This window comes from Rhizobacter sp. P5_A1 (assembly GCF_056400745.1).
Map to the genome: position 1 here is coordinate 133,376 of NZ_JBFUKR010000012.1, position 26,731 is coordinate 160,106.

The 26,731-nt window shown below is 68.9% G+C and carries 26 protein-coding genes; 7 read left to right on the forward strand and 19 right to left on the reverse strand.

The genetic code is table 11. The features are described from left to right. Positions 1 to 62 precede the first annotated feature (62 nt). Positions 63 to 653: a 2-hydroxychromene-2-carboxylate isomerase gene (locus tag AC1DTW_RS15320; protein WP_477982109.1), complete on the forward strand. Its 591-nt coding sequence runs from the start codon at positions 63 to 65 to the stop codon at positions 651 to 653. Positions 654 to 664: 11 nt separating this feature from the next. Here the strand turns inward: AC1DTW_RS15320 and AC1DTW_RS15325 are convergent, their stop codons facing one another. From AC1DTW_RS15325 to AC1DTW_RS15375, 11 genes are all read right to left on the reverse strand, one after another. Further along, entirely contained in the window at positions 665 to 913 is a 249-nt protein-coding gene (locus tag AC1DTW_RS15325; RefSeq protein WP_477982075.1) for a DUF3297 family protein, read from the reverse strand. 28 nt (positions 914 to 941) lie between these two features. After that, positions 942 to 2,534 (reverse strand): ABC transporter ATP-binding protein, encoded by a 1,593-nt coding sequence (locus AC1DTW_RS15330; RefSeq protein WP_477982076.1) that lies wholly within the window; start codon positions 2,532 to 2,534, stop codon positions 942 to 944. An 8-nt stretch (positions 2,535 to 2,542) separates the two neighbouring features. After that, positions 2,543 to 3,631, reverse strand: coding sequence for an ABC transporter permease (locus AC1DTW_RS15335; protein ID WP_477982077.1), 1,089 nt, complete (start codon positions 3,629 to 3,631; stop codon positions 2,543 to 2,545). Continuing rightward, a complete protein-coding gene (locus AC1DTW_RS15340) occupies positions 3,631 to 4,659 on the reverse strand; it encodes a microcin C ABC transporter permease YejB (RefSeq protein WP_477982078.1) in 1,029 nt (342 codons plus the stop codon). The genes AC1DTW_RS15335 and AC1DTW_RS15340 overlap by 1 nt, the downstream gene beginning before the upstream one ends. Positions 4,660 to 4,683: 24 nt before the next feature. Then, a complete protein-coding gene (locus tag AC1DTW_RS15345) occupies positions 4,684 to 6,630 on the reverse strand; it encodes an extracellular solute-binding protein (RefSeq protein WP_477982079.1) in 1,947 nt (648 codons plus the stop codon). A 66-nt stretch (positions 6,631 to 6,696) separates the two neighbouring features. Then, the gene (locus AC1DTW_RS15350) at positions 6,697 to 8,337 is read right to left on the reverse strand and encodes a thioredoxin family protein (RefSeq protein ID WP_477982080.1); all 1,641 of its coding nucleotides are present in this window, start codon (positions 8,335 to 8,337) and stop codon (positions 6,697 to 6,699) included. Between the two features lie 35 nt (positions 8,338 to 8,372). Then, the gene (locus AC1DTW_RS15355) at positions 8,373 to 9,383 is read right to left on the reverse strand and encodes a DMT family transporter (protein WP_477982081.1); all 1,011 of its coding nucleotides are present in this window, start codon (positions 9,381 to 9,383) and stop codon (positions 8,373 to 8,375) included. A 5-nt stretch (positions 9,384 to 9,388) separates the two neighbouring features. Then, positions 9,389 to 10,102, reverse strand: coding sequence for a hypothetical protein (locus tag AC1DTW_RS15360; RefSeq protein ID WP_477982082.1), 714 nt, complete (start codon positions 10,100 to 10,102; stop codon positions 9,389 to 9,391). 27 nt (positions 10,103 to 10,129) lie between these two features. Further along, positions 10,130 to 10,576 carry a PIN domain-containing protein gene (locus AC1DTW_RS15365; protein WP_477982083.1) on the reverse strand — a complete coding sequence of 149 codons (447 nt, stop codon included), beginning with the start codon at positions 10,574 to 10,576 and terminating at the stop codon, positions 10,130 to 10,132. Further along, a complete protein-coding gene (locus tag AC1DTW_RS15370) occupies positions 10,573 to 10,815 on the reverse strand; it encodes a hypothetical protein (protein WP_477982084.1) in 243 nt (80 codons plus the stop codon). Before AC1DTW_RS15370 ends, AC1DTW_RS15365 begins: the two co-directional genes overlap by 4 nt. Before the next feature lie 56 nt (positions 10,816 to 10,871). Then, a complete protein-coding gene (locus AC1DTW_RS15375) occupies positions 10,872 to 11,768 on the reverse strand; it encodes an amino acid ABC transporter substrate-binding protein (protein WP_477982085.1) in 897 nt (298 codons plus the stop codon). Positions 11,769 to 11,968: 200 nt separating this feature from the next. On the opposite strand from AC1DTW_RS15375, the gene AC1DTW_RS15380 reads away from it, so the two are divergent. Beyond that, entirely contained in the window at positions 11,969 to 13,066 is a 1,098-nt protein-coding gene (locus AC1DTW_RS15380; protein WP_477982086.1) for a polyamine ABC transporter substrate-binding protein, read from the forward strand. Between the two features lie 36 nt (positions 13,067 to 13,102). Here the strand turns inward: AC1DTW_RS15380 and AC1DTW_RS15385 are convergent, their stop codons facing one another. Together AC1DTW_RS15385 and AC1DTW_RS15390 are read right to left on the reverse strand one after the other, a co-directional pair. Further along, positions 13,103 to 13,384 (reverse strand): DUF427 domain-containing protein, encoded by a 282-nt coding sequence (locus tag AC1DTW_RS15385; protein WP_477982087.1) that lies wholly within the window; start codon positions 13,382 to 13,384, stop codon positions 13,103 to 13,105. A 34-nt stretch (positions 13,385 to 13,418) separates the two neighbouring features. After that, a complete protein-coding gene (locus AC1DTW_RS15390; RefSeq protein WP_477982088.1) occupies positions 13,419 to 14,423 on the reverse strand; it encodes a helix-turn-helix transcriptional regulator in 1,005 nt (334 codons plus the stop codon). A 175-nt stretch (positions 14,424 to 14,598) separates the two neighbouring features. On the opposite strand from AC1DTW_RS15390, the gene AC1DTW_RS15395 reads away from it, so the two are divergent. The 4 genes from AC1DTW_RS15395 (at position 14,599) to AC1DTW_RS15410 (ending at position 21,715) form a co-directional block, all read left to right on the forward strand. Next, positions 14,599 to 15,837, forward strand: a complete 1,239-nt coding sequence (locus tag AC1DTW_RS15395) for a hypothetical protein (RefSeq protein ID WP_477982090.1) — start codon at positions 14,599 to 14,601, stop codon at positions 15,835 to 15,837. A gap of 214 nt (positions 15,838 to 16,051) precedes the next feature. Continuing rightward, positions 16,052 to 17,485, forward strand: a complete 1,434-nt coding sequence (locus AC1DTW_RS15400) for an efflux transporter outer membrane subunit (protein WP_477982091.1) — start codon at positions 16,052 to 16,054, stop codon at positions 17,483 to 17,485. Then, the gene (locus AC1DTW_RS15405; RefSeq protein WP_477982092.1) at positions 17,482 to 18,627 is read left to right on the forward strand and encodes an efflux RND transporter periplasmic adaptor subunit; all 1,146 of its coding nucleotides are present in this window, start codon (positions 17,482 to 17,484) and stop codon (positions 18,625 to 18,627) included. The genes AC1DTW_RS15400 and AC1DTW_RS15405 overlap by 4 nt, the downstream gene beginning before the upstream one ends. Before the next feature lie 10 nt (positions 18,628 to 18,637). Beyond that, complete coding sequence (locus AC1DTW_RS15410) at positions 18,638 to 21,715, forward strand: efflux RND transporter permease subunit (RefSeq protein ID WP_477982093.1); 3,078 nt, start codon at positions 18,638 to 18,640, stop codon at positions 21,713 to 21,715. 95 nt (positions 21,716 to 21,810) lie between these two features. Here AC1DTW_RS15410 and AC1DTW_RS15415 read toward each other — a convergent pair whose 3' ends face one another. The 3 genes from AC1DTW_RS15415 to AC1DTW_RS15425 form a co-directional block, all read right to left on the reverse strand. Beyond that, positions 21,811 to 22,431 carry a YceI family protein gene (locus tag AC1DTW_RS15415; RefSeq protein WP_477982094.1) on the reverse strand — a complete coding sequence of 207 codons (621 nt, stop codon included), beginning with the start codon at positions 22,429 to 22,431 and terminating at the stop codon, positions 21,811 to 21,813. Between the two features lie 110 nt (positions 22,432 to 22,541). After that, positions 22,542 to 24,005, reverse strand: coding sequence for a glucose-6-phosphate dehydrogenase (gene zwf / locus AC1DTW_RS15420; protein WP_477982095.1), 1,464 nt, complete (start codon positions 24,003 to 24,005; stop codon positions 22,542 to 22,544). Between the two features lie 109 nt (positions 24,006 to 24,114). Then, the gene (locus AC1DTW_RS15425) at positions 24,115 to 24,489 is read right to left on the reverse strand and encodes a COG4315 family predicted lipoprotein (protein ID WP_477982096.1); all 375 of its coding nucleotides are present in this window, start codon (positions 24,487 to 24,489) and stop codon (positions 24,115 to 24,117) included. A 191-nt stretch (positions 24,490 to 24,680) separates the two neighbouring features. Between AC1DTW_RS15425 and AC1DTW_RS15430 the strand changes: the two genes are divergently transcribed. Further along, positions 24,681 to 25,166, forward strand: a complete 486-nt coding sequence (locus AC1DTW_RS15430; protein ID WP_477982098.1) for a VOC family protein — start codon at positions 24,681 to 24,683, stop codon at positions 25,164 to 25,166. A gap of 21 nt (positions 25,167 to 25,187) precedes the next feature. Here AC1DTW_RS15430 and minE read toward each other — a convergent pair whose 3' ends face one another. The 3 genes from minE to minC form a co-directional block, all read right to left on the reverse strand. Next, entirely contained in the window at positions 25,188 to 25,451 is a 264-nt protein-coding gene (gene minE / locus AC1DTW_RS15435; RefSeq protein ID WP_477982099.1) for a cell division topological specificity factor MinE, read from the reverse strand. 2 nt (positions 25,452 to 25,453) lie between these two features. After that, positions 25,454 to 26,269, reverse strand: a complete 816-nt coding sequence (gene minD, locus AC1DTW_RS15440) for a septum site-determining protein MinD (RefSeq protein ID WP_477982100.1) — start codon at positions 26,267 to 26,269, stop codon at positions 25,454 to 25,456. A 33-nt stretch (positions 26,270 to 26,302) separates the two neighbouring features. Further along, the coding region (gene minC / locus AC1DTW_RS15445) for a septum site-determining protein MinC (protein ID WP_477982101.1) at positions 26,303 to 26,731 on the reverse strand (429 nt) is incomplete at its 5' end.

Sequence of the window (26,731 nt, forward strand, 5' to 3'; positions counted from 1 at the left end):
CGTGAACTAGGATCGTTCGAGCGCGTCGGCAGACCGCCGCGAGCGCTTGACCCGAGGTGAGCATCATGAAGCAAGTCGAGTTCTTCTTCGATGTCGGCAGCCCGACCACGTATCTCGCGTGGACCCAGCTGCCCGCGCTGTGCGCGCAGGCCGGCGCCGAGCTCGTCTATCGGCCGATGCTGCTCGGCGGCGTGTTCCAGGCGACCGGCAATGCGTCGCCCGCCGCGGTGCCTGCGAAGGCGCGCTACATGGACGTCGACATGGCCCGCTACGCGCGCCGCTACGGCGTGCCGCTGGCCGCGAACCCGTTCTTTCCGATCAACACCCTGCTGCTGATGCGCGGTGCAACCGGCGCGCAGCTGCGCGCGCCGGAGCGCCTCCAGGCCTATCTGCGCGGCGTCTTCCACGCGATGTGGGTCGAACCGCAGAACCTGAACGATCCGGCCACCGCGGCCGCGGCGCTCGCCGCCGCCGGCTTCGACGCGGCCGAGGTGATGGCCTGGGCCGGCGACGCCGAGGTCAAGGCCGCGTTGCGTGCGACGACCGAAGAGGCGGTCGCGCGTGGCGCGTTCGGCGCGCCGACGATGTTCGTCGGCACCGAGATGTTCTTCGGCCAGGACCGGCTCGAGTTCGTGCGCGAGGCGCTGGGCTGAGCGTCCGCCGGCTACCGATAGAACGCCTCGACCTTGCCCTTCAGCTTGATCAGCAGCGGCTTGCCCTTGCGATCCAGCGCCCGGCCTGCGGGCACCTTGACCCAGCCCTCGCTGATGCAGTATTCCTCGACATCGAAGCGCTCGATGTCGTTCAGGCGGATGCCGACCTCGCGCTCGAACACCGCGGCGACGTGATGAGGGCTGCGCGGGTCGACCGACAGGTGGTCGGGAATCGGGGGCGCGGGGTTCGCTTCGTTCATGGGTTCCTTCGCTTCGTCAGTCCACGCGTCACGCCAGGTGCGCCGCTGCCAGCAGCGCCTTCGTGTAACTCTCGCGCGGCGCATCGAACAGCGCCTGCGCCTCGCCTTGCTCGATCACGTCGCCGCTCTTCATCACCATCACGCGGTGCGACATCGCACGCACGACCGCGAGGTCGTGGCTGATGAACACGTAGCTCATGCCGTAGTGGCGCTGCAGCTCGCCGAGCAGCGCGAGCACCTGCTGCTGCACCGAGACGTCGAGCGCCGAGGTCGGCTCGTCGAGCACCAGCACCTCGGGGCGCAGCACGACCGCGCGCGCGATCGCGATGCGCTGGCGCTGGCCGCCCGAGAACTCGTGCGGGTAGCGCTGCAGCACGTTGGCCACGCCCTTCGCTTCGCTCAGGCCGACCTCGTCGAGCATCTCGAGCACGAGCTTGTCGCGCGCCGATTTCGTCAGCTCGGGCCGGTGCAGCGCGAGCCCCTCGCCGACGATCTGCCCGACCGTCAGCCGCGGGCTCAGCGACGCGAACGGATCCTGGAACACGACCTGCATGCGCCTGCGCATCGCGCGCAAGGTGCTGCGTTCGGCGTTGTCGATGCGCCGGCCGCCCATCTCGACCTGGCCGCCCGAGATCGGCTGCAGCGCGAGCAGCGCCATCCCGAGCGTCGTCTTGCCCGAGCCCGATTCGCCGACGATGCCCAGCGTCTCGCCGCGCCTGAGCTGCAGGGTCGCATGGCGCACGGCCTCGAACACGCGCTTGCCGAACCAGCCTTGCGCGATCGCGAAGCTGACGCCGACATCGTCGCCGGCGAGCAGGATCGGCGCGTCGGCCGCGAGCGGCTGCACGACGCGCCGCGGCCGGCTCGCCATCAGCTTGCGCGTGTACGCATGCCGCGGGTTGCCGAAGACCTCGGTGGTTGCGCCGATCTCGACGAGCCGGCCGCGCTCCATCACGCCGACGCGGTGCGTGAAGCGCCGCACCAGGTTCAGGTCGTGCGTGATGAACAGCAGCGCCATCCCCATCTCGGCCTGCAGCTCGTCGAGGAGCGCGAGGATGCGGGCCTGGATCGTCACGTCGAGCGCCGTCGTCGGCTCGTCGCAGATCAGCAGTTTGGGCCGGCACGCGATCGCCATCGCGATCATCGCGCGCTGGCGCTGGCCGCCCGAGAGCTGGTGCGGGAACGCGTCGATGCGGCGTTCCGGCTCGGGGATGCCGGTGCGCGTCAGCAGCTCGATCGCGCGTGCGCGCGCCTCGTTCTTGCGCAGGCCCTCGTGCAGCTCGAGCACCTCGCCGATCTGGTTGCCGATCGTGTACAGCGGGTTCAGCGCCGTCATCGGCTCCTGGAAGATCATCGCGATCTCGGCGCCGCGGATGCCGCGCATCTGGCGCTCGGACTTCTTCAGCAGGTCGTCGCCGTCGAAGCGGATCGCGCCGCTCGTGACCGCCGCATCGACGAGCCGCAGCACCGACAGCGCGCTGATCGACTTGCCCGATCCCGATTCGCCGACGAGCGCGAACTTCTCGCCCGGCGCGATGTTGAACGAGACTGCGTCGACGACGGTGCTGGTGTCGAAGCGCACCGTCAGGCGATCGACTTCGAGGAGGTTTCGTGTGCCCATGTCGCCGCTCATGACTTGCGCGTGTCGAAGGCGTCGCGCAGCGCGTCGCCGATGAAGGTCAGCAGCAGCATCATCGACACCAGCAACGCAAAGGTCGGGAAGATGATCCACCACGCGTCGAGATTGGCCTTGCCCTGGCGCACCAGATCGCCGAGGGAGGGAACGTCGGGTGGCACGCCCAGGCCGAGAAAGTCGAGCGCGACGAGACTCAGCACCGCCGAGCTCATGCGGAACGGCAGGAAGGTGATCGCCGGCGTCAACGAGTTGGGCAGCACGTGGCGCCAGATGATCTGCAGGTTCGACAGGCCGAGCGCGCGCGCGGCCTTGACGAACTCGAGCGAGCGGTTGCGCAGGAATTCGGCGCGCGTGTAGTCCGACAGGCCGACCCAGCCGAACAGCGACAACAGGATCAACAGCAGCAGCACCGAAGGCCGGAAGATCGACGCGAAGATGATCAGAAGGTACAGCTCGGGGATCGAGGTCCAGATCTCGATCAGGCGCTGCAGGGTCAGGTCGATGCGGCCCGCGAAGTAGCCCTGGACGGCGCCCGCGGCGAGGCCCATCGCCACGCCGATCGCGGTCAACGCCAGTGCGAACAGCACGCTGACGCGAAAGCCGTAGAGCAAGCGCGCGATCATGTCGCGGCCAAGCTCGTCGGTGCCGAGCCAGTTGTTGCTGTTCGGTGGCGCCGGGTTCGGTGGCTTCGCGAAGTATTCGATCGAGGTCGCCGAGTGGTGGTTGGGCGGGCGCAGCATCCAGTTGCCGGGCTTGGCGAACTGCTCGGCGATGAAGGGGTCGCTCCAGTCGGTGGGCGTCATGAAGTCGCCACCGAAGCGCACCTCGCTCGGATTCTTCAGCAGCGGGAAGAACAGCTCGCCGTTGTAGCGCGCGATCAGCGGCTTGTCGTTGCTGAGCACATCGGCAAGGGCGCTCAGCGCGAGCAGGAACACGAATATCCACAGCGACCACGCGCCGAGCCGGCTGCGCTTGAAGCGCCGCCACGCCCGCTGATTGGGCGAAAGCGGCGGCATTGCGGGCTCGAGGCTCGCCGCCGTCGTGGCCGGCGCAGGAGCGGTCGGGGTGATGATCTCTGCCATCACTTGCCCACCGCCTGGAACTGCACGCGCGGGTCGACCACCACGTACATCAGGTCCGAGACCAGCTTGACGACCAGGCCGATCAGCGTGAAGAGGTAAAGCGTGCCGAGCACGACCGGATAGTCGCGCCGCACGATCGACTCGTAGCTGAGCAGTCCGAGGCCATCGAGCGAAAACAGGCTTTCGATCAGCAGTGCCCCCGCGAAGAACGCGCCGACGAACGCCGCCGGGAAGCCGGTCACGATCGGGATCATCGCGTTGCGCAGGATGTGCTTCCAGAGCACGCTCTGCCGCGACAGGCCCTTGGCGCGCGCGACCAGCACGTACTGCTTGCGCATCTCCTCGATGAAGGTGTTCTTCGTCAGCATCGTCATGATTGCGAAACTGCCGATGACCAGGCAGGTCAGCGGCAATGTCAGGTGCCAGAGGTAGTCGGTGATGCGGGCCGGCCAGGCGAGCTCGGCCCAGTTGTCGGAGGTCAGGCCGCGCAGCGGGAACAGGTCCCAGAACGAGCCGCCGGCAAACAGCACGATCAGGAACACGCCCAGCACGAAGCCGGGGATCGCGAAGCCGATCAGCACGAACAGCGTGCTGATCGTGTCGAAGCGGCTGCCCTCGCGCACCGCCTTCGCGATGCCCAGCGGCACCGAAATCAGGTACGAGATCACGAAGCTCCACAGCCCCAGGCTCATCGAGACCGGCAGCTTCTCCTTGATCAGTTCCCACACGTCCTTGTTCTGCATGAAGCTGCGGCCGAGCTGGAAGGTCGCGAAGTTCTTCAGCATCTCGACATAGCGGACATGCGCCGGCTTGTCGAAGCCGTAGAGCTTCTTGAGCTCCTCGATCTGCTGCGCGCTGTTGTCGGCGCGCGCCTTGTAGGCGCCGCCGCCGATGCCGGCGCGCTGCTCGGCCATGATCTGCTCGACCGGGCCGCCGGGCACGAACTGGATCACGATGAACGTGATCGTCAGCGCCCCGAGAAGGGTCGGGATCATCAGCAGGATTCGTTTGAGGATGTAGCTCAGCATCGCGGTTCGCCCCTTGTTTCGGTCTCAGCGCTGCGCCGGGTCCTTGATCCACCACGTGACCAGCGGCCAGGCCAGCAGCGGTGTCAGCATCTGCGAGTTGTCGATCTGGAAGTACTTCGCGCGCACGGCCGGCTTGCCGAACTTGTTCCAGTACGAGGCATCCTCGAAGTTGCTGTACAGCTCGGGCACCTGCCAATAGTTCCACGTCACGATGCGGTCGAGGGCGCGGCAGGCGTCGCGAAACTCCTCCATCGTCGTCGCGCCCGCCATCGCCGCGAGCACGTGGTCGACCGCCTTGCTCTTGACGCCGCGGTAGTTGCCGCTGCCGGGCTCGTCGGCCGCCTTGCTGCCATACAGGTCGATGTAGTCGGCCACCTGCGGCAGCGTGAACGCCGGCTCGACGATCGTCACCATGTCGAAATCGAAGTCGGTCAGGCGGCGGTTGAAGAGCGCGTAGTCCACCTTGCGGTCGGGCAACTCGATGCCGAGCTTCTCGAGATTGCGCCGCCACGGGTTCATCCGCTGATCGGTGTTCTGGCCGGTCGCGGACAGGTACTCGAAGATGAAGGGCTCGCCCTTGGCGTTGCGCAGCTTGCCGTCGGCCGCAAGCTTCCATCCGGCAGCCTCGAGCAGGCTGCGCGCCTTCAGCAGGTTGCGGCGCAGCGCGTTCTGGTCGGTGTCGTTGCGTGGCGCGAGGTACGGCGGGCCGAACACCTCCTTCGGCAGCTCGGCCCGGTAGGGCTCGAGCAGCTTGAGTTCGCCCGGCGATGGCAGCCCCTGGGCCGCGAACTCGGAGTTGTTGAACACGCTGTTCGCGCGCTTCAGACGGTGATAGCGGTTGTTGGTCTCGAAGTCGTAGCTCAGCGCGATCGCCTGGCGCACCCGGATGTCGGCAAAGATCGGTCGGCGCAGGTTCAGCTCATAGGCCTGCAGGCCCTTGCCGGCGTTGGTCTCGAACGGGTCCTTGACGATGCGCCCGTCGTTCCATTTCGGGCCGCGATGCTGGCGCGCCCAGATCGGCGCGGCGTAGACCTTCACGATGTCGTATTCGCCGGCCTTGAAGGCTTCGGTCGAGACGGTTTCGTCCTTGTAGTAGCGGTAGACGACGCGGTCGAAGTTGAAGAAGCCGCGCCGCACGCCGAGATCGGCCGCCCAATAGGCCGGGTTGCGCTTGAACTCGATGCGCCGCCCGGAGTCCTGGCTGAAGACCGTGTACGGGCCGGTCAGCAACGGGATCTCGTTCAGCAACTCGTCGAAACGCACGTGGCTGCCGTCGGGCTTCAGGCCCCATTTGTGCGAGAACACGTACAGCCCGCCGAGCCTGAACAGCGTCGCACTGGTCTTCGCGCTGAGGTCGAAGCGGATCGTGCGATCGTCGACCACGACCGCCTGCTTCACGCCTTCGGCGAAGGTCGACTGCACCGCCGGCGACGCGTACTTGCTGACGAGCGTGTCGTACGAGTGCTTCACGTCCTGCGCGGTCACCGGATCGCCGTTCGAGAACTTGGCTTTGGGGTTCAGGCGGAACGTGATCGAGCTCTTGTCGGGCGCGATCAGCATCTCCTCGGCGAGCAGACCGTACATCGTCATCGGCTCGTCGGCGCTGGTGGCGGTCAGCGTCTCCAGCATGAAGATCTCGAGGCCGGACGGCGCGGCGCCGCGCACGGTGAACGGGTTGAACTTGTCGAAGGCCGTGCGGCGATCCGGGTTCGCGAGGTACAGCGTGCCGCCCTTCGGCGCGGCGGGGTTCACGTATTCGAAGTGGTCGAATCCGCGCGCGTACTTGGGCTCGCCGAACGCGGCGTAGGCATGGACCCAGCTGGCAGCGGCCGCCGCGGCAGAAGCGCCGCTGGCCGGTGCTGCGGCCGGCGCCGCGGCGATCGCCCCGGCGGCGACGAAGGCGAGGCCGCAAGCCGCAGCCCGCAGCGCCGCGCGACGCGGCAGCAGCCCTCGAGGAACAAGTTTTTGCATGGCGCGCATGCTAAGGCAAGCGCCATGCCGGGCAGATCAGGTTTACACCGCCATCGCGGTGCCGGCTCACACGGCGGTCTTCGCTGCCGGCTTCAGCAGCCCCGCGCAATTCGCCCGCTTCGGGTCGTCGGCCGCGAGCGCGCCGCAGACGCCGTCGAGCTGCGCCTGCAGACGCTTGACGGCCGCGCTGTGCTGGCCGGCCTTGTTCCAGGCCTGCAGCTTCGTGCCGACGCGCTGCAGCGAGCGGCCGCTGCGTTCGTAGAAGGCGTCCGGCTGCTTCGCTGCCTCGGCGAGCAGCTGGCCGGCGGCCCTCTCGATGCGGGCTTCGTCCTGCGGCGCGAGCTCGACCAGCGCGTTGACGTAGCTCGAACCCCACTGCAGCCTGGTGGCCGGGCCTTCGCTCTTGTCGAAAGCCTCCTCGTACCAGCGCAGCGCCTCGGTCTTGTCGCCGCGCGCCTTGGCGTTGCTCGCGAGTTCGCTCATCAGGTAGTACGGCGAATGGCTCTTCGCGAGGTTGGCCTTCAGCAGTGTGTCGGATTCATCGCCGAGGTCGGCGCGCTCGAGCAGGTAGGCGGCCGCGGTGATGACGGCCTGGCGCTCGTAGCCGTCGGTGATCTCGCGGTCGGCGCGCGCGGTCTGTTCGCGGATGTCGGCAAGCAGTGCTTGCGGCAGCTTGGGTCGGCTCGCCTTCACGGCGTCGCCCTTCGGCGCGTCGATCGTCGCGAGGTCGACCTGCGCGATCAGCGCGCCCATGCGGTCGGCGCGCGACAGGCTCGTGTCGGCCTCGAAGCGCTTCAGCGCGCCGTCGAACGCGTTCAGCAGCTCGGTGCGTTGCGGCGTGCCCTTGGCGCTGAGCGCGCGCGTGATGTCGGTGGCGTAGTTGGTCAGCACGTCCATGTAGGGGCGTGCGGTCGGTGCGTCGGCGAGCACCTTCAGCAGCGTGGCCTGCGCGGCCGGGTCGGGCTTTGCGGGGGCCTTGTCGTCGACCGCGGCGAGGGCCTTCAGGCGCAGCCGCGTCGCGATCTCGGTCTGGTCGGCCGGGCAGGCGTCGGCGAGCTGCTTCAGCAGCGCGGGCACGCCGTCCTTCGGCACGAGCTGCTGCTGGTCGGTGTCCCATGAATAGAACGCGAGCAGGCGCCAGTCGTTCGCGCTGAGGCCGGCGCCGCCCGCCTTGGCCTGCGCGAGCACGTCCTTCACGGGCCGCTGCGCGTTCATTCCGAGCGTCAGCACCTGCGTGTAGCGCTCGGCCTCGACCTCGCCCGGCAGCCGCGTCAGCTCGGTGCCCTGCGGGTTGAACAGCACCATCGTCGGATAGCCGCTGACCTTGAAGCGGGCGCCGAGCTTCTGCGCGCCCGGGCTGTCGCCGTCGACATACACCGGCACGAAGGCGCGCGAGCGTTCGATGAAGTCCCGCCGATTGAACAGCGTCGCCTTGACCTGGTTGCACGGCGGGCACCACTTCGCGCCCCAGTAGACGAAGACCGGCTTGGTCTCGGCCTTGGCCAGCGCGAACGCGGCGTCGACATCGGCGTCGCTGGACGCGTGCTTCCAGGCGATGCCCGAGTCCGCGTGATCGACGGCCGCGACCTTCGCGATCGGCGGCTGCGGCGGCGTGGCGGGCGCTGCCACCTCGGCGGGCTTCGAGCAGGCGGCCAGCAGCGTGGCGATCGCGATCGCGGTCAGGGCGTGTTGCGGCGTGCGGAACATGGATGAACTCCTCGTCGAAGTGCGCAGTGTACGGATCAGTCGACAGGCGCCGGCGCCTCGCGCACCGGATCGCCGGGTTGGGTCGAAGCGTACTGCGCGACGGCGACTCCGGCGAGCGTCAGGGCCGCGCCGGCCAGCTTGACGCCGGTGTAGCGCTCACCGGTCACGGCCCACGCGACCAGCCCTGCGACCGGCGGCATCAGGTACATCAGCGGCGCACTGCGTGCAACGCCGCGCACCGCGTTGACCCAGCCCCAGACCAGCCAGCCCAGGAAGGCCGAGATCAGCACCGCGTAGCCCAGCCCCAGCCAGATCGCCGGGCGAACCTCGCTCCAGTCGACCGCCAGCCCGGCCGGCAGGCTCAGCGCGACGACCGGCGCGCTGCCGAGCAGCGTCGCATAGGCCATCACGGTGACGCCGCCGTGGCGCTCGATCAGCGGCTTCGCGCTGACCGTGTAGTACGAGAAGAACGAGGCCGCGACGAGCAGCGTCAGGTCGCCGCCGCCGGCCTGCCAGTGGCCGCCGAAGAGCTTGTCCGAGAGAAAGACCAGCACGCCGGCGCAGGCCACCGCGACACCGGCGACCTGGCCGCGCGTCAGCTGCTCCAGCCCCTGCCAGCGCAGGATCAGCAAGGTGAACACCGGGCCGCAGGCGAGGATCAGCGAGCTCGAGAACGCGGTCGACCAGTGGATGCCGTAGGTCACGAGGCCGACGTGCAGCAGGTGGCCGGCCAGCCCCAGCCGCAGCAGCGCGAACAGGTCGGCGCGTGGCACGCGCGGCCACTTCGGGCCGAAGCGCCAGAGCAGCAGCGCGGCCGCCGCGACCGGCATCATCAGGTAGCGCGCGAACAGAAAGCCGCCCGGCGTCAGCGCCGCGAACACCGCCTTCTGCACGCTGAAGTTCGAGCCCCAGACCACGACCATCGCGATCGCGGCCCACAGCGCCTGGCGCGCGCGGTCGGGCGCGACGGGGCTCGGGAATGTGCTCTCGATGCGGGCGGGCGGGGTGGCGGTCGGGGCCGCAGTTGGGGCGATCGCGGGCGGCATCCGGGTCAGATCTCGGGTGGAAACCCGCGAGTGTCGCCGAGTTGGCCTTGCGCGTCTTCGAGTCGCCACCCCTCGAGCGGCGTGGACCGCGCGAGCGCCATCCACAGCCCGAACGGCATCTGCATCGCGCGCTTCGGTGCCGGGCGTGCGACCTCGAGCGCCTGCTCGCCCGCGATCAGCACGCCGCATTCGGTCGGGATCTCGTCCGGCTCGGCGATGCCGGCGCGGATCACGTACCAGCACTCGCTGCTGAGCTGCAGGTAAGCCGCACGCTTGGCCGCGCTGCGCAGGTCCGAGAGCAGATCGGCGCGGTTCACCTTGACCTCGTGCACAACCGGTTCGAGGTAGGCCTCGACCGTCGTGTGGCGGATCGAAAACACGTCCGGCATCGCGATCGCCCAAGCCCCGTCGACCTTCGCGCGCAGGCTCAAGGCCCGCCACGCGATGCGGCCGGCGCGCGTCATCTCGCGCGCGACGCGTTCGACCAGCAGCTCATGCAAATCGCGCCGCGCGCGATTGCGCTGCAGCGTCTCGGCGATCAGCGCGATGCCGGCGTCGGTGACGCGCAAGGACTCGTGGCCGAGCGGACCGCGCACGCGTTCCAGCAGGCCGGCGGCAAGCAGCTCGATCTCGAGCGTGTCCTGGCACGGCCAGCCGGCCGACCGATAGACCTCGCGCAGGCGGCGCCGATGCGCCACGGTGATCAGCACTTCGACCATGCGCGAAGCTTACGACGCGCCGCACGATCAACGGCGCTTGTAGGCGGCCTTCGCCTCGTGCACCTGCGGCGCGAAAGGGTTCACGACGACAAGCTCGTCGAACCGTGCGCCAGTCTGAAAGTCCTCGGACAACAACGTCGTGCAACCGGCCTGCAGCGCGGCCTGGACGATCAGCGCATCCCAGGCCGAGAGCTGGCGCTGCTGGCTCAGCGCCAAGCCGCGCAGCACCATGTCGGCGCTGGCCGGCACGATGCGCTCCTGCGCGAAGGTCGTCACCACTTCGAGCGCATCGGCCGCACCGAGCCGCTTCTTGCGCGTCAGCGTGACATAGAGCTCCTGCAGCACCTGCGTGCTCAGCACCATGTCGCGCGCCGTCATGTGCGCGGTGACGAGCTCTTGCGCGCGCGCCTGCTTCTGCGGCTCGCCGCGATCGAACACGTAGACGAGCACGTTGGTGTCGAAGAAGCAGCTCACTTCGAGCCGATTTCCGAGTACAGCGCATCGCGGCCGGGCCAGAGCGGCTCGTCGACCGCGCGCACCTTCTTCGCCACTGCCTTGATCCTGGCGATGCGCGCCTGCGCGTCGCCCGCGCCCTGCGCAAACGCCTCGATCGCCTGGCGGCAGATCTCGTTGACGCTCGTGCCTTGCTGCACCGCCTTCACACGGGCGGCGCGCAGCAATTGATCGTCGACCGCAATCGTCACGTTCGCCACGGCAGACCTCCTTGTAACACTGAATCAGTGTAACACGGGAACCGTGACGATCAAAGTCATGTCGCCGGCTTGTCGCTGAGCGCCTTCATGTTGTCGACCAACTCCTTGCTCATCGGCGCATTCAGGTTGATGCCCTTCGGCGGGATCGGCGACATGAACCACTTCGTGTAGAGCTTCGTGAACTCGCCGCTCTTCATCAGGTTCGCCAGCGTGCCGTCGACCAGCTTCTTGAACGCCGGGTCGTCCAGGCGCAGCATGATCGCGTAGGGCTCGACCTGGATCGGCTCGCCGACGACCGCCAGCGAGGCCGGGTTCTGGCTGCTCGCGCGCAGGCCGTACAGCAGGATGTCGTCCATGCCGAACGCGACCGCGCGGCCGCTCTCGACCATCAGCGCCGACTCGGCGTGGTCCTTCGCGGCGAGCAGGTCCATGCCGAGCTTCTTCTCCTCGTTCAGGTTGCGCAGGATCTTGTAGTTCGTCGTGCCGGTGGTCGAGACGATGGTCTTGCCTTTCAGGTCGTCGATCGTCTTGATCGTGGTGCCGGTCTTCACGAGGAAGCGCGTGCCGGTGTAGAAGTAGTTGGTCGCGAACTGCACTTGCTTGCCGCGCTCGCTGTTGTTGGTGGTCGAGCCGCACTCGACGTCGATCGTGCCGTTCTGCAGCAGCGGAATCCGGTTCGCCGAGGTCACCGATTGCAGTGCAACCTTCAGATCGGCGCGGCCGGTGGCCTTCTTGACCTCGTCGACGATCTTCAGGCAGATCTCGTACGCGAAGCCGACCGGCTGCGCCTTGTCGTCGAGGTACGAAAACGGGATCGACGATTCGCGGTAGGCCAGCGTGATCGTGCCCGACTGCTTGACCTTGTCGAGCGTGCCGCCCGCCTGGGCGAGCGCCAGCAGCGGGGCCGCCGTCAGGATCAGCAGGGGAAGGGTCTTGAAGGTGTTCGGACGCATGCGTGTTCCTTGTGAAGACGGCGGATCGAGCGGCACGGATCATGCCTTCGGTGTGGAGTCCCGGGCAAGCAAAATCCGGGCGCGCCGAAGGTTTGCCGCTAGCATTTGCGGCTCGGGGAACCCGAAGCGGAACCCGCGCTCACAGCGCCATACGCACTGCCAACATCTTGAGGAGCCAGCCAGTCATGACGTCGAAGCCGATGAAGACCGCCCTGATGATCGCGCTGAGCGCGCTTGCCTTCGCCGCCGCCGCGGCCGACGAGCCGAAGCTGCTGAACATCTACAACTGGTCCGACTACATCGCCGACGACACGATCAAGAACTTCGAGAAGGAGACCGGCATCAAGGTCAACTACGACAACTACGATGCCAACGAGATCCTGCACGCCAAGCTGGTGGCGGGCAAGACCGGCTACGACATCGTCGTGCCCGGCTCGCATTTCGCGAAGACGCAGATCGCCGGCGGCCTGCTGCAGAAGCTCGACCGCACGAAGCTGACGAACTGGGGCAACCTCGACAAGGGGCTGCTCGAGCAGCTCGCCAATGTCGACCCCGGCAACCAGTACCTGGTCGACTGGCTGTGGGGCTACGTCACGGTCGGCATCAACACCGCGAAGGTCAAGGCCGCGCTCGGCGACCTGCCGATGCCGGACAACGCGTGGAGCCTGGTCTTCGACCCGAAGTACGCGGCCACGCTGAAGGGCTGCGGCGTGAACTTCCTCGATTCGGCCTCCGAGGTGCTGCCGGTCGCGATGCTCTATGTCGGCAAGCCGGCCTACAGCACGAGCGCGGCCGACTACGACGCCGCCGCGAAGATGCTGAAGAGCGTGCGCCCGTACGTCACGCGCTTCTCGTCGTCCGGCTACATCAACGATCTCGCGAGCGGCCAGCTGTGCGCGGTGATGGGCTACTCGGGCGACATCAACATCGCCCGCGCGCGCGCCATCGAGGCGAATCCGAAGGCGCCGCCGGCGATCGAGGCGCTGATCCCGAAGGGCGGCGCGACGCTCTTCTTCGACACGATGGCGATCCCGAAGGACGCGCCGCACCCGAACAACGCGCACCTGTTCATCAACTACATCCTGCGCCCCGAGGTCGCGGCCGGGCTGACGAACAAGGTCTTCTACGCGAACCCGAACGCGGCCTCGCTGAAGTTCGTCAAGAAGGACGTGGCGGAGAACAAGACGATCTTCCTGAGCGACGCCGACAAGAAGCGCATGACGCCGCCCGATGCCGCGCCGCAGGAGATTCGCCGCGTGCAGACCCGAATCTTCACATCCTTCAAGGCGGGCAAGTGACAGCACCCCGCTCGCCGGATACGGCGAGCGACCGGCTCAGTCGGTGACCTGCACGCCTTTCCAGAACGCCACGCGCCCCCTGATCTGCGCCGCCGCCTCGCTCGGCTCGGGGTAGTACCAGACCGCGTTCTCGTTCATCTCGCCGTTCACGAACAGGCTGTAGTAGTACGCCTGCCCCTTCCATGCACAGCTGCTGCGGTGGTTGCTGAAGCTGACGTACTCGCGCTTCAGGCTGGCCTCGGGAAAATAGTGGTTGCCTTCGACGATCACGGTGTCGTCGCTTTCGGCGATCGTCACGCCGTTCCAGGTGGCTTTCATCGAGAGTCTCTCCGTTGCATGCGACCAGTGCCGATCATCCCGGATATTGCGCCGCCGCGCTGCGCAGGCGCCGGCCGATCTGCGCGGCGAGCGCCTTGTCGCCGGTCACGACGACGCTGTCGCCGTGGCGCAGGATGTCCATCGCGAGCTCGGTCGGGTCGCTGTAGGGCACCTGCAGTTCGTAGCGGCCTTCGCCGGGTGGGCCATCCGGCCAGCGCCCCTTCTGCTGCGGATGCCACTCTTCGTTCGCGACCCACTGCGCGGCGTCGGCGTCGAAGACCAGCGTGGCCCACTTGACCTTCGCGCCGCCGCCGCCGTAGATGCCGTAGCCGGCGTCGAGCTCGGCCTCGAGCTCGCGCAGCGCGACGTTCTTCGCCTTCGTCTCGAGCAGCCGCGCGTCGCGCACCGCGTCGAGCGCGAAGCGGCGCAGGCCGTCACTCGCGTGGCACCACGCGTCGAGATACCAGGTGTTGCGGTGGTTCACGAGCCGCTGCGGCGAGACCTCGCGCAGGCTCTCGCTGCGATCGCTGCGCTTGAAGTAGCGCAGTTGCAGCCGGCGGCGCTGCAGCAGCGCGCTGCCGAGCAGCTCGAAGTGCCGGCTCGGCACGCGCCGCCGCGCGGTGACGATCACCTTGACGCGGCGCATCAGCTCGCGCGCCGTGCCTTCGTCGGTGCCGAGCATGCCTTGGAGCTTCTCCATCAGCGGCTGCAGGTGGCGCGCGAGCACGCCGTCGTCGTCGAGCCCGGCGAGCAGCTGGTGCATCGTCAGCAGCGCGTGGATCTCGTTCTCGCTGAACCACAGGCCGGGCAGCTCGTGGCGCGTCGCGCTCGCCGCGCCGGTGTTCGCCTCGGCGAAGCGATAGCCGTTGCTGAAGGCGTCGTAGACGATCGGCGCGCTGAGGCGGTCGCGCAGGTACTGCAGGTCGCGCTTCAGCGTCGCCGGCGAGACGCCGAGCTCGTCCTGCAGGGCGGCGAAGCTGACGCAGCCGCGGCCCTTCAGCAGCAGCTCGATCTTGTAGAAGCGTTCGGTGCGGTCCATCGCGCGGATTCCTTGCCGGGGTTCTTGACAGGCGGGTGGCTCATGGCGTGAGCCAGTGGCGCAGAGCATACCCTGCGATCGCGCGCCGTGGCTGGCTCACGCTGTGAGCCACCCGGCCGCAACACTTGCATCAGCGCTGCGAAACGGTTCGCGGCGATTGTCTCGGAGCCTCGCCATGACCGCCACGACCCTGAACCTGATCGATCTGCAAACCGGCCTCCCCCACACCGGCCTGACGGCGCACGAGCACGTCGGCTTCGAGCTCGGCTGGGACTACGCGCACTACCGCGTCAACCTGCCTGCGCCGTATGCGCAGGAACCTTCGCCGCTGCGCCACGGGCTGCTCGCCGGCCAGGCCGCGTTCGGCCTGCGCACGCTGGCTGCCACCCGCCACGTGCGCAAGTGGCTGCAGCTGCGCTTGCACGCCTGGCTGCGCGGGCGCAGCGTCGAGCTGGTGCAGGTCACGCCGAACTACCTGCAGCAGATCGACACGAGCCATTGTCCGATCACGCGCGTGGCGCTGTCGAGTGCGACGCTGCAGACCAGCGATGCGTCGATCGACCGCGTCCGCAACGACGCCGGCTACGCCGCCGGCAACCTCGCGGTGATGAGCACGAAGGCGAACCATGCGAAGGCGGCGCACGGCTTTCGCGATGCGCAGCGCTTCGTGCAGCAGATCGAGGCCGAGCACGCGCTCGGGCCGGACGGCGCGGGCGCCGCCAAACCGCTCGGGCCGGACGGCGCGGGCGCCGCCAAACCGCTCGGGCCGGACGGCGCTGGCGCCGCCAAACCGCTCGGGCCGGACGGCGCTGGCGCCGCCCGGGTGCCCGGCCTCGGCGGCCTCAGCGCGCCGCAGTGGTCGCGGGTCGCGGTGCTGTGCAGCTTCGTCGAGCCGCTTTCGCACGACGAGGCCTGCGCGCTGCCGCTGCTGGTGCTGCCGCCGAACCGGCTGCGCCTGTTCAACCCGGTGCAGGCGCTGCAGGCCTTCGTCAGCCAGCAGCTGCTGAAGCCGGGCTGGAGCCAGCGCATCAGCCGCTTCGAAGACCTGCTGCCCGGCAAGGCGCTGCGCGGCGACTTCAAGAGCTTCTTCATGAGCCTGCTGCCGCGCGTGATCGAGGCCGGCCGCTCCGGCGATGCCTTGCACGCGCGCTGGGCGGTCGAGGACGCCTGGCGTGCCTCGCTCGTGCAGCAGCGCTGGACCCGCTTCGCGCGCCAGCTGACGGCCGCGCAGTGCGAATCGTTGCTGGCCCGCGCCGCCGCGCGCAAGCTGGCGACGACCGTGCTGATGCCGCTGACCGACGCCGGCGCGACCGACGGCTGGAACCTCGCGACCCGCGGCTATGTGCCGCATGCCGCGAACGTGCCGCACGCCGGTGCGCGCCCGCCGTCGGCGCAGCAGCAGCTCGCCTGGTAGCGCACCCGTCACGACCCGCCCGGCCGCACGCTGCTGACACCGCGTTGTCAGCAGCGTGCGGCCGTGTCGATTTTCGCGGAGGTCGTTCGTCGTCACATTGCTATATTGCGAGCCTCGCCGACTGCGGCGGCGCCGTGCGATCCGCGCGCGCGCCCACCGTCACCCGAGGCGAGCACCCCACCCGCGTGTCAGAAGAATTCGAAAGCGATTCGTGATGAAGTCCAGGTTCAGCCTGTTGCGTGCCGCGTCGGCCGCAGCCACCCTCGCGGGCCTCGCGGCCTGCAGCAGCGGGCCGCCACCGGCGACGAGCGCATCGACCGCGGCCGCCGACAGCCCCGCGCAATGGCAGGCGCCGTTGCCGCACGGCGGCGAACTCACGACGCTGACGGCCTGGTGGCAGCAGTTCAACGACCCGGTGCTGCTGCGCTTGATCGACGCGGCGCAGGCCGCGAGCCCGACCCTCGCCGCCGCGGCGTCGCGCATCGAGCAGGCGCGCGCGACGCGTGTCGCCAGCGGCGCGGCGCTGCTGCCATCGCTCGATGCGAACGCCAGCGCGGTGCGCGGCCGGCAGGATTTCGTCAGCGGCCTCGGCAACACCGGCAGCGTCGGGCTGCAGGCGACCTGGGAGCTCGACCTGTTCGGCGCGCGCCGCCATGCGCGCGACGCGGCGCGGGCGCGCTTCACCGGCGCCCAGGCCGGCTGGCACGACGCGCGCGTCGCGGTGGCCGCCGAGGTCGCGACCAGCTACACCAGCCTGCGCGCGTGCGAGGCGCAGGCGCTGCAGACGCAGCTGGACAGCGCTTCGCGCGGCGAAACCGCGCGCCTGACCGACCTGAGCACGAAGGCCGGCTTCGAATCGCCGGGGAACGCGGCGCTCGCGCGGGCCAGCGCGGCGCAGGGCAACAGCCTGCTGACGCAGCGCCGTGCGCAGTGCGATGTGCTGATCAAGGGCCTGGTGGCGCTGACGGGCGTCGACGAGCCGACCCTGCGCGGCCAGCTCGCGGCCGGTGCCGCTCGGCTGCCGCAGCCTGCGTCGATCGCGATCACGCGCGTGCCGGCGCAGGCGCTGGCGCAGCGGCCCGATCTGCTGATCGCCGAGCGCGAGGTCGTCGCCGCGGGCGCCGAGGTGGCGCAGGCGCAAGCCGCGCGGCTGCCGCGCATCGCACTGAACGGCAGCATCAGCGCGGCGCGCTTCGAGTCGTCGGACTTCGGCAACCAGAGCGGTACGCTGTGGGCGATCGGCCCGGTGACGGTCTCGCTGCCGATGTTCGATGGCGGCACCCGCCGCGCGAATGTCGTCGCCGCGCAGGCGCGCTTCGACGAGGCCGCAACGGCGTACCGCGGCAAGCTGCGCGGCGCGGTACGCGAGGTCGAGGAGGCGCTGGTCGCGCTGCGAAGCAGCGCCGACCGCAGCACCGACGCGCAGGTCGCGACCGAGGGCTACGCCGCCTCGTTCCGTGCGACCGAAGCGCGCTTTCGCGGCGGTCTCGCGAGCCTGTACGAGCTCGAGGACGCGCGCCGCTCCGCCTTGCAGGCCGAGATCGCGCTGATCGATCTGAAGCGCGAGCGCGCGACCGCCTGGATCACCTTGTACCGCGCCCTCGGGGGTGGCTGGTCGAACCCCCTCACCTCTGTCGCCACCCAATGAAAACCACACGCACTGCAATCGCCTCGGCCGTCGCCGTTCTCACGGCGGCTGCCACACTGACGCTCAGCGTGCGCGCGGCCGACGACAAGGTCGCGCCAGTGGCGCCCGCGAGGGCCGCGCTGACGGTCAACGTGACGCAGCCGCAGGCCGCCGCGCTGCCGGTGCGCGTCAACGCGAACGGCAACATCGCCGCCTGGCAGGAGGCCAGCGTCGGCAGCGAGGCCAACGGGCTGCGCCTGGCCGACGTGAAGGTCAACGTCGGCGACGTCGTCAAGCGCGGCCAGGTGCTCGCGACCTTCGCGCCCGACACGATGAACGCCGATGTCGCGCAGATCCGCGCCTCGGTCGCCGAGGCGGAGGCGACGCTCGCCGAAGCCGCGGCGAACGCGCAGCGCGCGCGCGGGCTGCAGGCCACGGGTGCGTTGAGCGAGGCCGCGATCAACCAGTACCTGACCGCCGAGCGCACCGCGAAGGCGCGCCTCGACGCGCAGCGCGCGATGGCGCAGATGCAGCAGCTGCGGCTGAAGCAGACGCAGGTGCTGGCGCCCGACTTCGGGGTCATCTCGGCGCGCAGCGCGACCGTCGGCGCGGTGCTGCCGGCCGGGCAGGAGCTGTTCCGGATGATCCGCCAGGGCCGGCTCGAATGGCGCGCCGAGGTCGCCGCGAGCGACATGGCGGCACTGAAGCCCGGCATGGCCGCGCTCGTCACCGCCGGCAGCGGGCCGGCGATCAAGGGCACGGTGCGGATGGTCGCGCCCACCGTCGACCCGCAGACGCGCAACGGCATCGTCTTCGTCGACTTGCCCGCCGCTGGAGGAACAAGCGCCGGCGCAGCCCGCGCCGGCATGTTCGCGCGCGGCGAGTTCGAGGTCGGTAGCGGTTCCGGGCTGACCCTGCCGCAAAGCGCGGTGCTGCTGCGCGACGGTTTCAGCTACGTGCTGCGCGTCGGCCCGGACTCGAAGCTGACGCAGGTCAAGGTCGGCGTCGGCCGGCGCATCGGCGACCGCATCGAGATCACGGGCGGCGTCGACGCCGCGGCGCGCGTCGTCGCGGCCGGCGGCGGCTTCCTCGGCGACGGCGACACGGTGCGCGTCGTCGATGCCGCCCCGGCCAAGGCCGCGCCGGCAACGGTCGGCAAGTGAGGAGCGCGACATGAATGTCTCCGCCTGGTCGATCCGCAACCCGATTCCGGGGGTGCTGCTGTTCATCATGCTGTCGCTGATGGGCCTGATGGCCTTCAAGGCGATGAAGATCCAGAACTTCCCGGACATCGACCTGCCCACCGTCACGGTGACCGCGTCGCTGCCCGGCGCGTCGCCGTCGCAGCTCGAGACCGAGGTCGCGCGCAAGATCGAGAACTCGATCGCAACCTTGCAGGGCGTCAAGCACATCTACACGACGGTGCAAGACGGCAGTGCGATCGTCACGACCGAGTTCCGGCTCGAGAAGCCGACCCAGGAGGCCGTCGACGACGTGCGTGCCGCGGTCGCGCGCGTGCGCTCCGACCTGCCCGGCGACCTGCGCGACCCGGTCGTCACGAAGATGGAGCTGTCGGGCTCGCCGATCCTGACCTACACGGTCGCCTCGACGCGCATGGACGACGAGGCGCTGAGCTGGTTCGTCGACAACACGGTGACCAAGACGCTGCTCAGCGTGCGCGGCGTCGGCGCTGTCGCGCGCGTCGGCGGCGTGACGCGCGAGGTGCGCGTCGAGCTCGATCCGGCACGGCTGCAGGCGCTGAACGCGACCGCCGCCGACATCTCGCGCCAGCTGCGCATGACGCAGCAGGAAGCGTCGGGCGGCCGCACCGATGTCGGCGGCGCCGAACAATCGGTGCGCACGATCGCGACGGTCAAGTCGGCCGAGGAACTCGCGCGCATGGAGGTCACGCTCTCCGATGGCCGGCGCATCCGCCTCGACCAGGTCGCGACCGTCTGGGACACCGTCGCCGAGCAGCGCTCGGCGGCACTGCTGAACGGCAAGCCGGTGGTCGGCTTCGAGATCACGCGCACCCGCGGTGCCGGCGAGACCGAGGTCGCGGCCGGCGTGCGCCGGCAGCTCGAGATCCTGAAGGCGGCGCACCCGGAGATCGTCGTCACCGAGGCCTTCAACTTCGTCGATCCGGTGCAGGAGAACTACGACGGTTCGATGACGCTGCTGTTCGAGGGCGCGGCACTGGCGGTGCTCGTCGTCTGGCTGTTCCTGCGCGACTGGCGCGCGACGCTGGTCTCCGCGACCGCGCTGCCGCTGTCGATCATCCCGGCGTTCGGCGTGATGTACCTGTTCGGCTTCACCCTGAACGGCGTGACCTTGCTCTCGCTCTCGCTCGTCGTCGGCATCCTGGTCGACGATGCGATCGTCGAGATCGAGAACATCATGCGACACCTGCGCATGGGCAAGTCGCCGTTCGACGCCGCGATGCAGGCGGCCGACGAGATCGGCCTGGCGGTGATCGCGACCACCTTCACGCTGATCGCGGTGTTCCTGCCGACCGCGTTCATGAGCGGCGTGCCGGGCAAGTTCTTCGTCCAGTTCGGCTGGACCGCGGCGATCGCGGTCTTCATCTCGCTGGTCGTCGCGCGCATGTTGACGCCGATGATGTCGGCCTACATCCTGAAGCGGCCCAGGAAGGAGCACAAGGAAGGCCGCTGGATCGAGATCTACATGCGCTGGGTCAAGGCGGCGCTGAAGCACCGCATCCTGACGACGATCGCGGCGACCCTGTTCCTCGTCGGCTCGTTCCTGCTCGTGCCGCTGCTGCCGACCGGCTTCATCCCGCCGGACGACCTCTCGCAGACGCAGGTCTCGATCTCGCTGCCGCCGGGCGCGAACTTCGCGCAGACCTTCGCGACGGCCGAGGCGGCGCGCGAGATCGTCCAGAAGAACAAGGACGTGAAGCTGATCTACACCGCGATCGGCGGCGGCAACACCGGCGGCGACCCGTTCGCGCCGAGCGGCGCGGCCGAGGTCCGCAAGGCAACGCTGACGATCAACATGACACCGCGCGACGAACGCCACGGCGTGAAGAAGCAGGTCGTCGAACAGCAGCTGCGCGACGCGCTCGCGGTGCTGCCGGGCGCGCGCATCAAGGTCGGCTTCGGCGGCTCGAACGAGAAGTACGTGCTGGTGCTGGCCGGCGAAGACGGCGATGCGCTCGGCGCCCACGCGCGCCAGGTCGAACGCGAGCTGCGCACGATCCCCGGCATCGGCAATGTCGTGTCGACCTCGAGCCTGGTGCGACCCGAGCTGATCGTGCGGCCCGACTCCGCGCGCGCCGCCGACCTCGGCGTGACCTCGGCCGCGATCGCCGACACGCTGCGCATCGCCACCGCCGGCGACTACGACCAGTCGCTGCCGAAGCTGAACCTGAGCCAGCGCCAGGTGCCGATCGTCGTGAAGCTGAAGGCCGACGCGCGCACCGATCTCGACCTGCTCTCGCGGCTGGCGGTGCCCGGCTCGCGCGGGCCGGTGATGCTCGGCAATGTCGCGAACCTCGCGATCGACAGCGGGCCGGCGCAGATCGACCGCTACGACCGCCAGCGCAACATCAACTTCGAGATCGAGCTGAACCAGATGCCGCTCGGCGAGGTCGAGAAGCAGGTGCTCGCGCTGCCGAGCCTGAAGAACCTGCCGGCCGGCGTGTCGCAGACGACGGTCGGCGACGCCGAGGCGATGGGCGAGCTGTTCGCGAGCTTCGGCCTGGCGATGCTGACCGGCGTGCTGTGCATCTACATCGTGCTGGTGCTGCTGTTCCACGACTTCGTGCAGCCGGTCACGATCCTGTCGGCGCTGGTGCTGTCGATCCCGGGGGCGTTCCTGGCCCTGTTCATCACGCACACGGCGCTGTCGATGCCGTCGATGATCGGGTTGATCATGCTGATGGGCATCGCGACGAAGAACTCGATCCTGCTGATCGAGTACGCGATCATGGCGCGGCGCGACCGTGGCATGACGCGCATGGAGGCGCTGCTCGACGCCTGCCACAAGCGCGCCCGTCCGATCGTGATGACGACGATCGCGATGGGCGCCGGCATGCTGCCGATCGCGCTGGGCATCGGCACCGACCCGAGCTTTCGCGCACCGATGGCGATCGTCGTGATCGGCGGGCTGATCACCAGCACCTTCCTGAGCCTGCTGGTGATTCCGGTGCTGTTCACCTACGTCGACGATGTCGTGCAATGGACGCGCCGCATCACGCACCGTCATGCGTCTGCCGCCAGGGCCTATTGACGCCATGGGAGGGCCGGCGGTGGCCGATATCCCATGAGCGCACGCCGGCGTTGGCCGCCGGCCAAGGGCCTGGACGTGGCGGGCGCCGTCGAGATTCAGCGAGCCGCCAGCGCCTCGACCTGGATGCGCAGCGTCACGTCCATCTTGAAGCCGTAGGCCTTGCCCATGTCGAGCCCGAAGGCATCGCGCTCGAAGCTCGCGCTCGCGTCGGCGCCGCACATCTCGCGCTTGTAGAGCGGATGCGGGACGCACTTCAGCAGGTTCAGCTTCAGCGTGACCGGCTTCGTGACGCCGTGCAGGTTGAGTTCTCCCTGCACCTGCGTCGGCAGGCCGTCGGCGGCCGTGCCGTCGAAGCGGCCCTTGTAGATCGCCTTCGGGTACTTCTTCACGTCGAAGAATTCCTTGCCGCGGGCCCAGGCGTTGAGCTGCTCCAGGCCGAAGTCGATGCTTGCGAGGTCGATCGCGATGTCGACGCTGCCGGCGCCGGTCGACTTGTCGAGCACGATCGTGCCGCTGCTCTTGTTCATCTTGCCGCGCCACACCGAGATGCCCATGTGATCGGCTTCGAAGCTCGGGTAGGTGTGGTTCGGATCGACCGTGTAGTTCACCGGCGCGGCGACGGCGGGGCCGGCCAGCGCCAGTGCGATCGCCGCGATCGCGGCGCAGGCCATCACGAGCACGGCGGCGCGTGTCGGAAGGTGCTTGGTGATCATCATCGCTCCATCGGTCAAGGCGCCGCGTTGCCGCGTCGCGCGCGGTCGGGAATTCGGCCGCTTCTGTCTTGACGACGAACCGGCCGGCGCCGAATCGACAGCCTCTCGACCTCTCAGCTGCCGACCTTGTTGGGATCGCGCCACGCGCGCTCGAACGGCAGCCGCCACGCATGCGGCGCGATGAGCTGGTGGATCGACTTCGGCCCCCATGAGCCCGCAGGGTACAGCCGCACCGGCGGCGGCGCCTCGAGCAGGTGCGTCGAGACTTCCCAGAGCCGCTCGATGCCCTCGGCGCTCGTGAACAACGTGCGATCGCCGCGCATCGCGTCGAGGATCAGGCGCTCGTAGGCCTCGAGCACGTCGCCGATCAGGCCGGTGTCGTGCATCGCGAACTGCAGGCTCAGCTTGTCGAGCCGCATGCCCGGGCCGGGTCGCTTGCCGTAGAACGACAACGACATCTTCGACGCGTCGGCAAGATCGAAGGTCAGGTGATCCGGCCCTTGCGCGCCGACTCCCGAGCCGGCCGGGAACATGCTCTTCGGCGGCTCGCGGAACGCGATCGAGATGATGCGCTGGCCCTCCGCGAGCCGCTTGCCGGTGCGCAGAAAGAACGGCACGCCGGCCCAGCGCCAGTTGTCGATGAAGCATTTCAGCGCGATGAAGGTCTCGGTCTCCGACTCGGGGTCGACGCCCTCCTCGCTGCGGTAGCCGTTGTACTGGCCGCGCACCACGTCGGTCGGCTGCACCGGCAGCATGCTGCGGAAGACCTTGTTCTTCTCCTCGCTGATCGGCGCCGGCTCGAGCGCGGTCGGCGGCTCCATCGCCATGAACGCGAGGATCTGGAACAGGTGCGTGACGACCATGTCGCGGTACGCGCCGGTCTGCTCGTAGAAGCCCGAGCGCTTGCCCAGGCCGAGCGTCTCGGGCACGTCGATCTGCACGTGGTCGATGAAGTTGCGGTTCCAGATCGGCTCGAACAGCCCGTTCGCGAAGCGGAACGCGAGGATGTTCTGCGCCGGCTCCTTGCCGAGGAAGTGGTCGATGCGGAAGATTTGCTCCTCGGCGAAGACCGCGTGCAGTTTCGCGTTCAGCGTCACCGCGCTGGCCCTGTCGGTGCCGAAGGGCTTTTCCATCACGATGCGCGAGCGCTCGACCAGCCCGGCGTCGCCGAGCAGGCGCACCGCCGACAGCGCCGCGCTCGGCGGCACACTCAGGTAGTGCAGGCGCTGGCTCTGGCCATCGAGCGCCTGCTCGGCCTTCTCGACCGCGGCGCGCAGCGCGGCCGCGCCGGCGCCGAGCGGCACGTAGTCGAGGCTGCCGGCGAACGCGGCCCAGGCGGCGTCGCTGATCTTGCGGCTCGAGAACTCATCGAGCGCGCCGCGCGCGGCAGTGCGGAACTCGTCGACGCCGAAGTCGTCGAGCGAGACGCCGATGATCCGGCAGCCCGGGATGAAGCCGGCGCTCGCGAGGTGGAACAGCCCCGGCAGCAGCTTGCGCCGCGCCAGATCGCCGGTCGCGCCGAAGAGCACGACGACCTGCGGGAATCGCGGCCCCACGCCGGGAGGAATCTTCGCCACTGTGCACGCCCTCGTCTGGCCACCGGCGCCGCCCAATGCGGTGCGCCAGGGTCAGCGCATTCTCGTGCAAGACGCGCGCCAGTCCGGCCGCGGCGCGCGGCGCCGTGCGTCAGGGCGTCGCGGTGTGCCAGGCGCCGAGCACGCCGTCGCCGGTCTTGTCGCCAGGCTTCGTGTCCTTGGCCCAGAAGTACAGCGGCTTGCCCTTCAGCGCCCACTGCTTCTTGCCGTCGTCGCGCGTGACGATCGTGTAGTCGGCGTCGGGTTGATCGGCATCGCTCGCCATCAGCGGCGGCCAGTTGGTCGCGCAGCCGGCGTTGCACACCGACTTGCCGCTGCCGGCGGTGTCCTTGTCGAAGGTGTAGAGCGTCATGCCGTTCGGCCCGACGAGCACGCCGTCGGTCACTTTCGCCGGGGCGGCGAGCAGGGATGCGCAGCCGCCGAGCAGTGCGCCGGTCAGGATCAGGCGTGAGACGCCGCGTTTCATCGTGAAGTGCATGGGGTTCTTCCGTCCAAGGCGCGGACGACGGATGTCCGCACGGGGTAGACGATCCCTGCTGCCGCAATATTCCGTCCCGCCGGTGTCGAAAGGCAGTGCGCTCGCGCGTCGTCGCATTGAGGCCCGCGACAGCACGCGCCTCGGACGATCCATCCACGCTTTGCAACGAGGAACCCGACATGAGCCAAGCCAGCACCGTCAAACCGATTCCCGAGGGCATGCATTCGCTGACCCCGCACCTGGTCTGCGCCGGCGCCGCCGACGCGATCGCGTTCTACCGATCGGCGTTCGGTGCCGTCGAACTGACGCGCCTGCCAGGCCCCGACGGCAAGCTGATGCACGCGATGGTCCGCATCGGCGATTCGACGCTGATGCTGGTCGACGAAGCGCCCGAATGGCAGATGCTCGGGCCGAAGGCGCTGAAGGGCTCGCCGGTCACGATCCACCTGTACGTGCCCGATGTGGACGCCACGGTGGCGCGCGCGGTGGCGGCCGGGGCGAAGGTCAAGATGGCGGTGGCCGAGATGTTCTGGGGCGACCGCTACGGCACGCTCGAAGACCCCTTCGGCCACCACTGGTCGGTCGCGACCCACACGCGCGACCTGACCCCCGAGCAGATCCGCCAGGAGATGGCGAAGATGGGCGACGGTTGCCCCGAAGCCTGATGATGGCCCGGTCGGCCCGACTCAGCGCAACGCGTCCGGCAGCTCGATCTTGACCTGCAGCACCTCGAGGTTCTCCTGCCGCTCCAGGTGCACCTTGATGTCTTCGGCCTTGATCGAGACGTACTTCGAGATCACCGCCATCAGTTCGCGCTGCAGTGCCGGCAGGTAGTCGGGCCGGCTCGCGCCGCGCCCGCTGCGCTCGTGCGCGAGGATGATCTGCAGCCGCTCCTTGGCGACGCTGGCGGTGTGCTTCTTCTCGCCGAGAAAAAAGGAGAGAAGGGACATGCTTACCTCCCTCCGAACACGCGCTTGAAGAAGCCGGGCTTCACGGCATCGGTGAAGCGCATCGGCCGCGTCTCGCCGAGGAAGCGGGCGACCACGTCCTTGTAGGCTTCCGAGACGTCGGTGCCCTTCAGGTGCACCGCCGGCACGCCCTGGTTCGAGGCGTCGAGCACGGTCTCCGACTCGGGCACCACGCCGATCAGTTCGATGCGCAGGATGTCCTTGATGTCGCCGAGCGAGAGCATCTGCCCGCCCTCGACCCGGTTCGGGTTGTAGCGCGTGATCAGCAGGTGCTCCTTGATCGGCTCCTTGCCTTCGATCGCGCGCTTCGTCTTCGAGGCGAGCATGCCGAGGATGCGGTCCGAGTCGCGCACCGACGAGACCTCGGGGTTGGTCACGACCAGGGCTTCGTCGGCGAAGTGCATCGCCATCAGCGCGCCGGTCTCGATGCCGGCCGGCGAGTCGCAGACGATGTAGTCGAAGCCCATCGCCGCGAGGTCGTTCAGGACCTTCTCGACGCCTTCCTGCGTCAATGCGTCCTTGTCGCGCGTCTGCGACGCGGCGAGCACGAACAGGTTGTCGCACTGCTTGTCCTTGATCAGCGCCTGGTGCAGGTTCGCCTCGTCCTGGATCACGTTGATCAGGTCGTAGACGACGCGGCGCTCGCAGCCCATGATCAGGTCGAGGTTGCGCAGGCCGACGTCGAAGTCGATCACCGCGGTCTTGTGGCCCGCGAGCGCGAGGCCCGACGCGAAACTGGCGCTGGTCGTGGTCTTGCCGACGCCCCCTTTGCCGGAGGTCACGACGACGATCTTGGTCATGTCTTCAGATCCTCTTTGGTCAGTGTTTCTTCATCAATCGGATTTCAGCGCCTCGACGACGAGCTTCTCGCCGGCCAGGCGCACCTGCGCCGGCTTGCCCAGCACCGCGGCGGGCAGCTCGGTCTCGGTCGTGCGGTAGATGCCGGCGATCGACAGCAGCTGCGGCTCCATGCACGTCGTGAAGATGCGCGCGCCGGTGTCGCCGAGCGCGCCGGCGAGCGCGCGGCCGCGCAGCGGCGCGTAGACGTGGATGTTGCCGTCGGCGATCACCTCGGCACCGAAGCTGACGACCGCCAGCACGACCAGGTCCGCGCCCTTCGCATAGACGCGCTGGCCCGAGCGCAGCGGCTTGTCGACGATCATCGTCGCGCGCGCCGCGGGCGGCGCTTCGATGACCTCGAGCGGCGCTGCTGCGGCCGGCGTCGCCGGCTCGGGCGTCGTGCGCCCGCGCGGTGCGGGCGG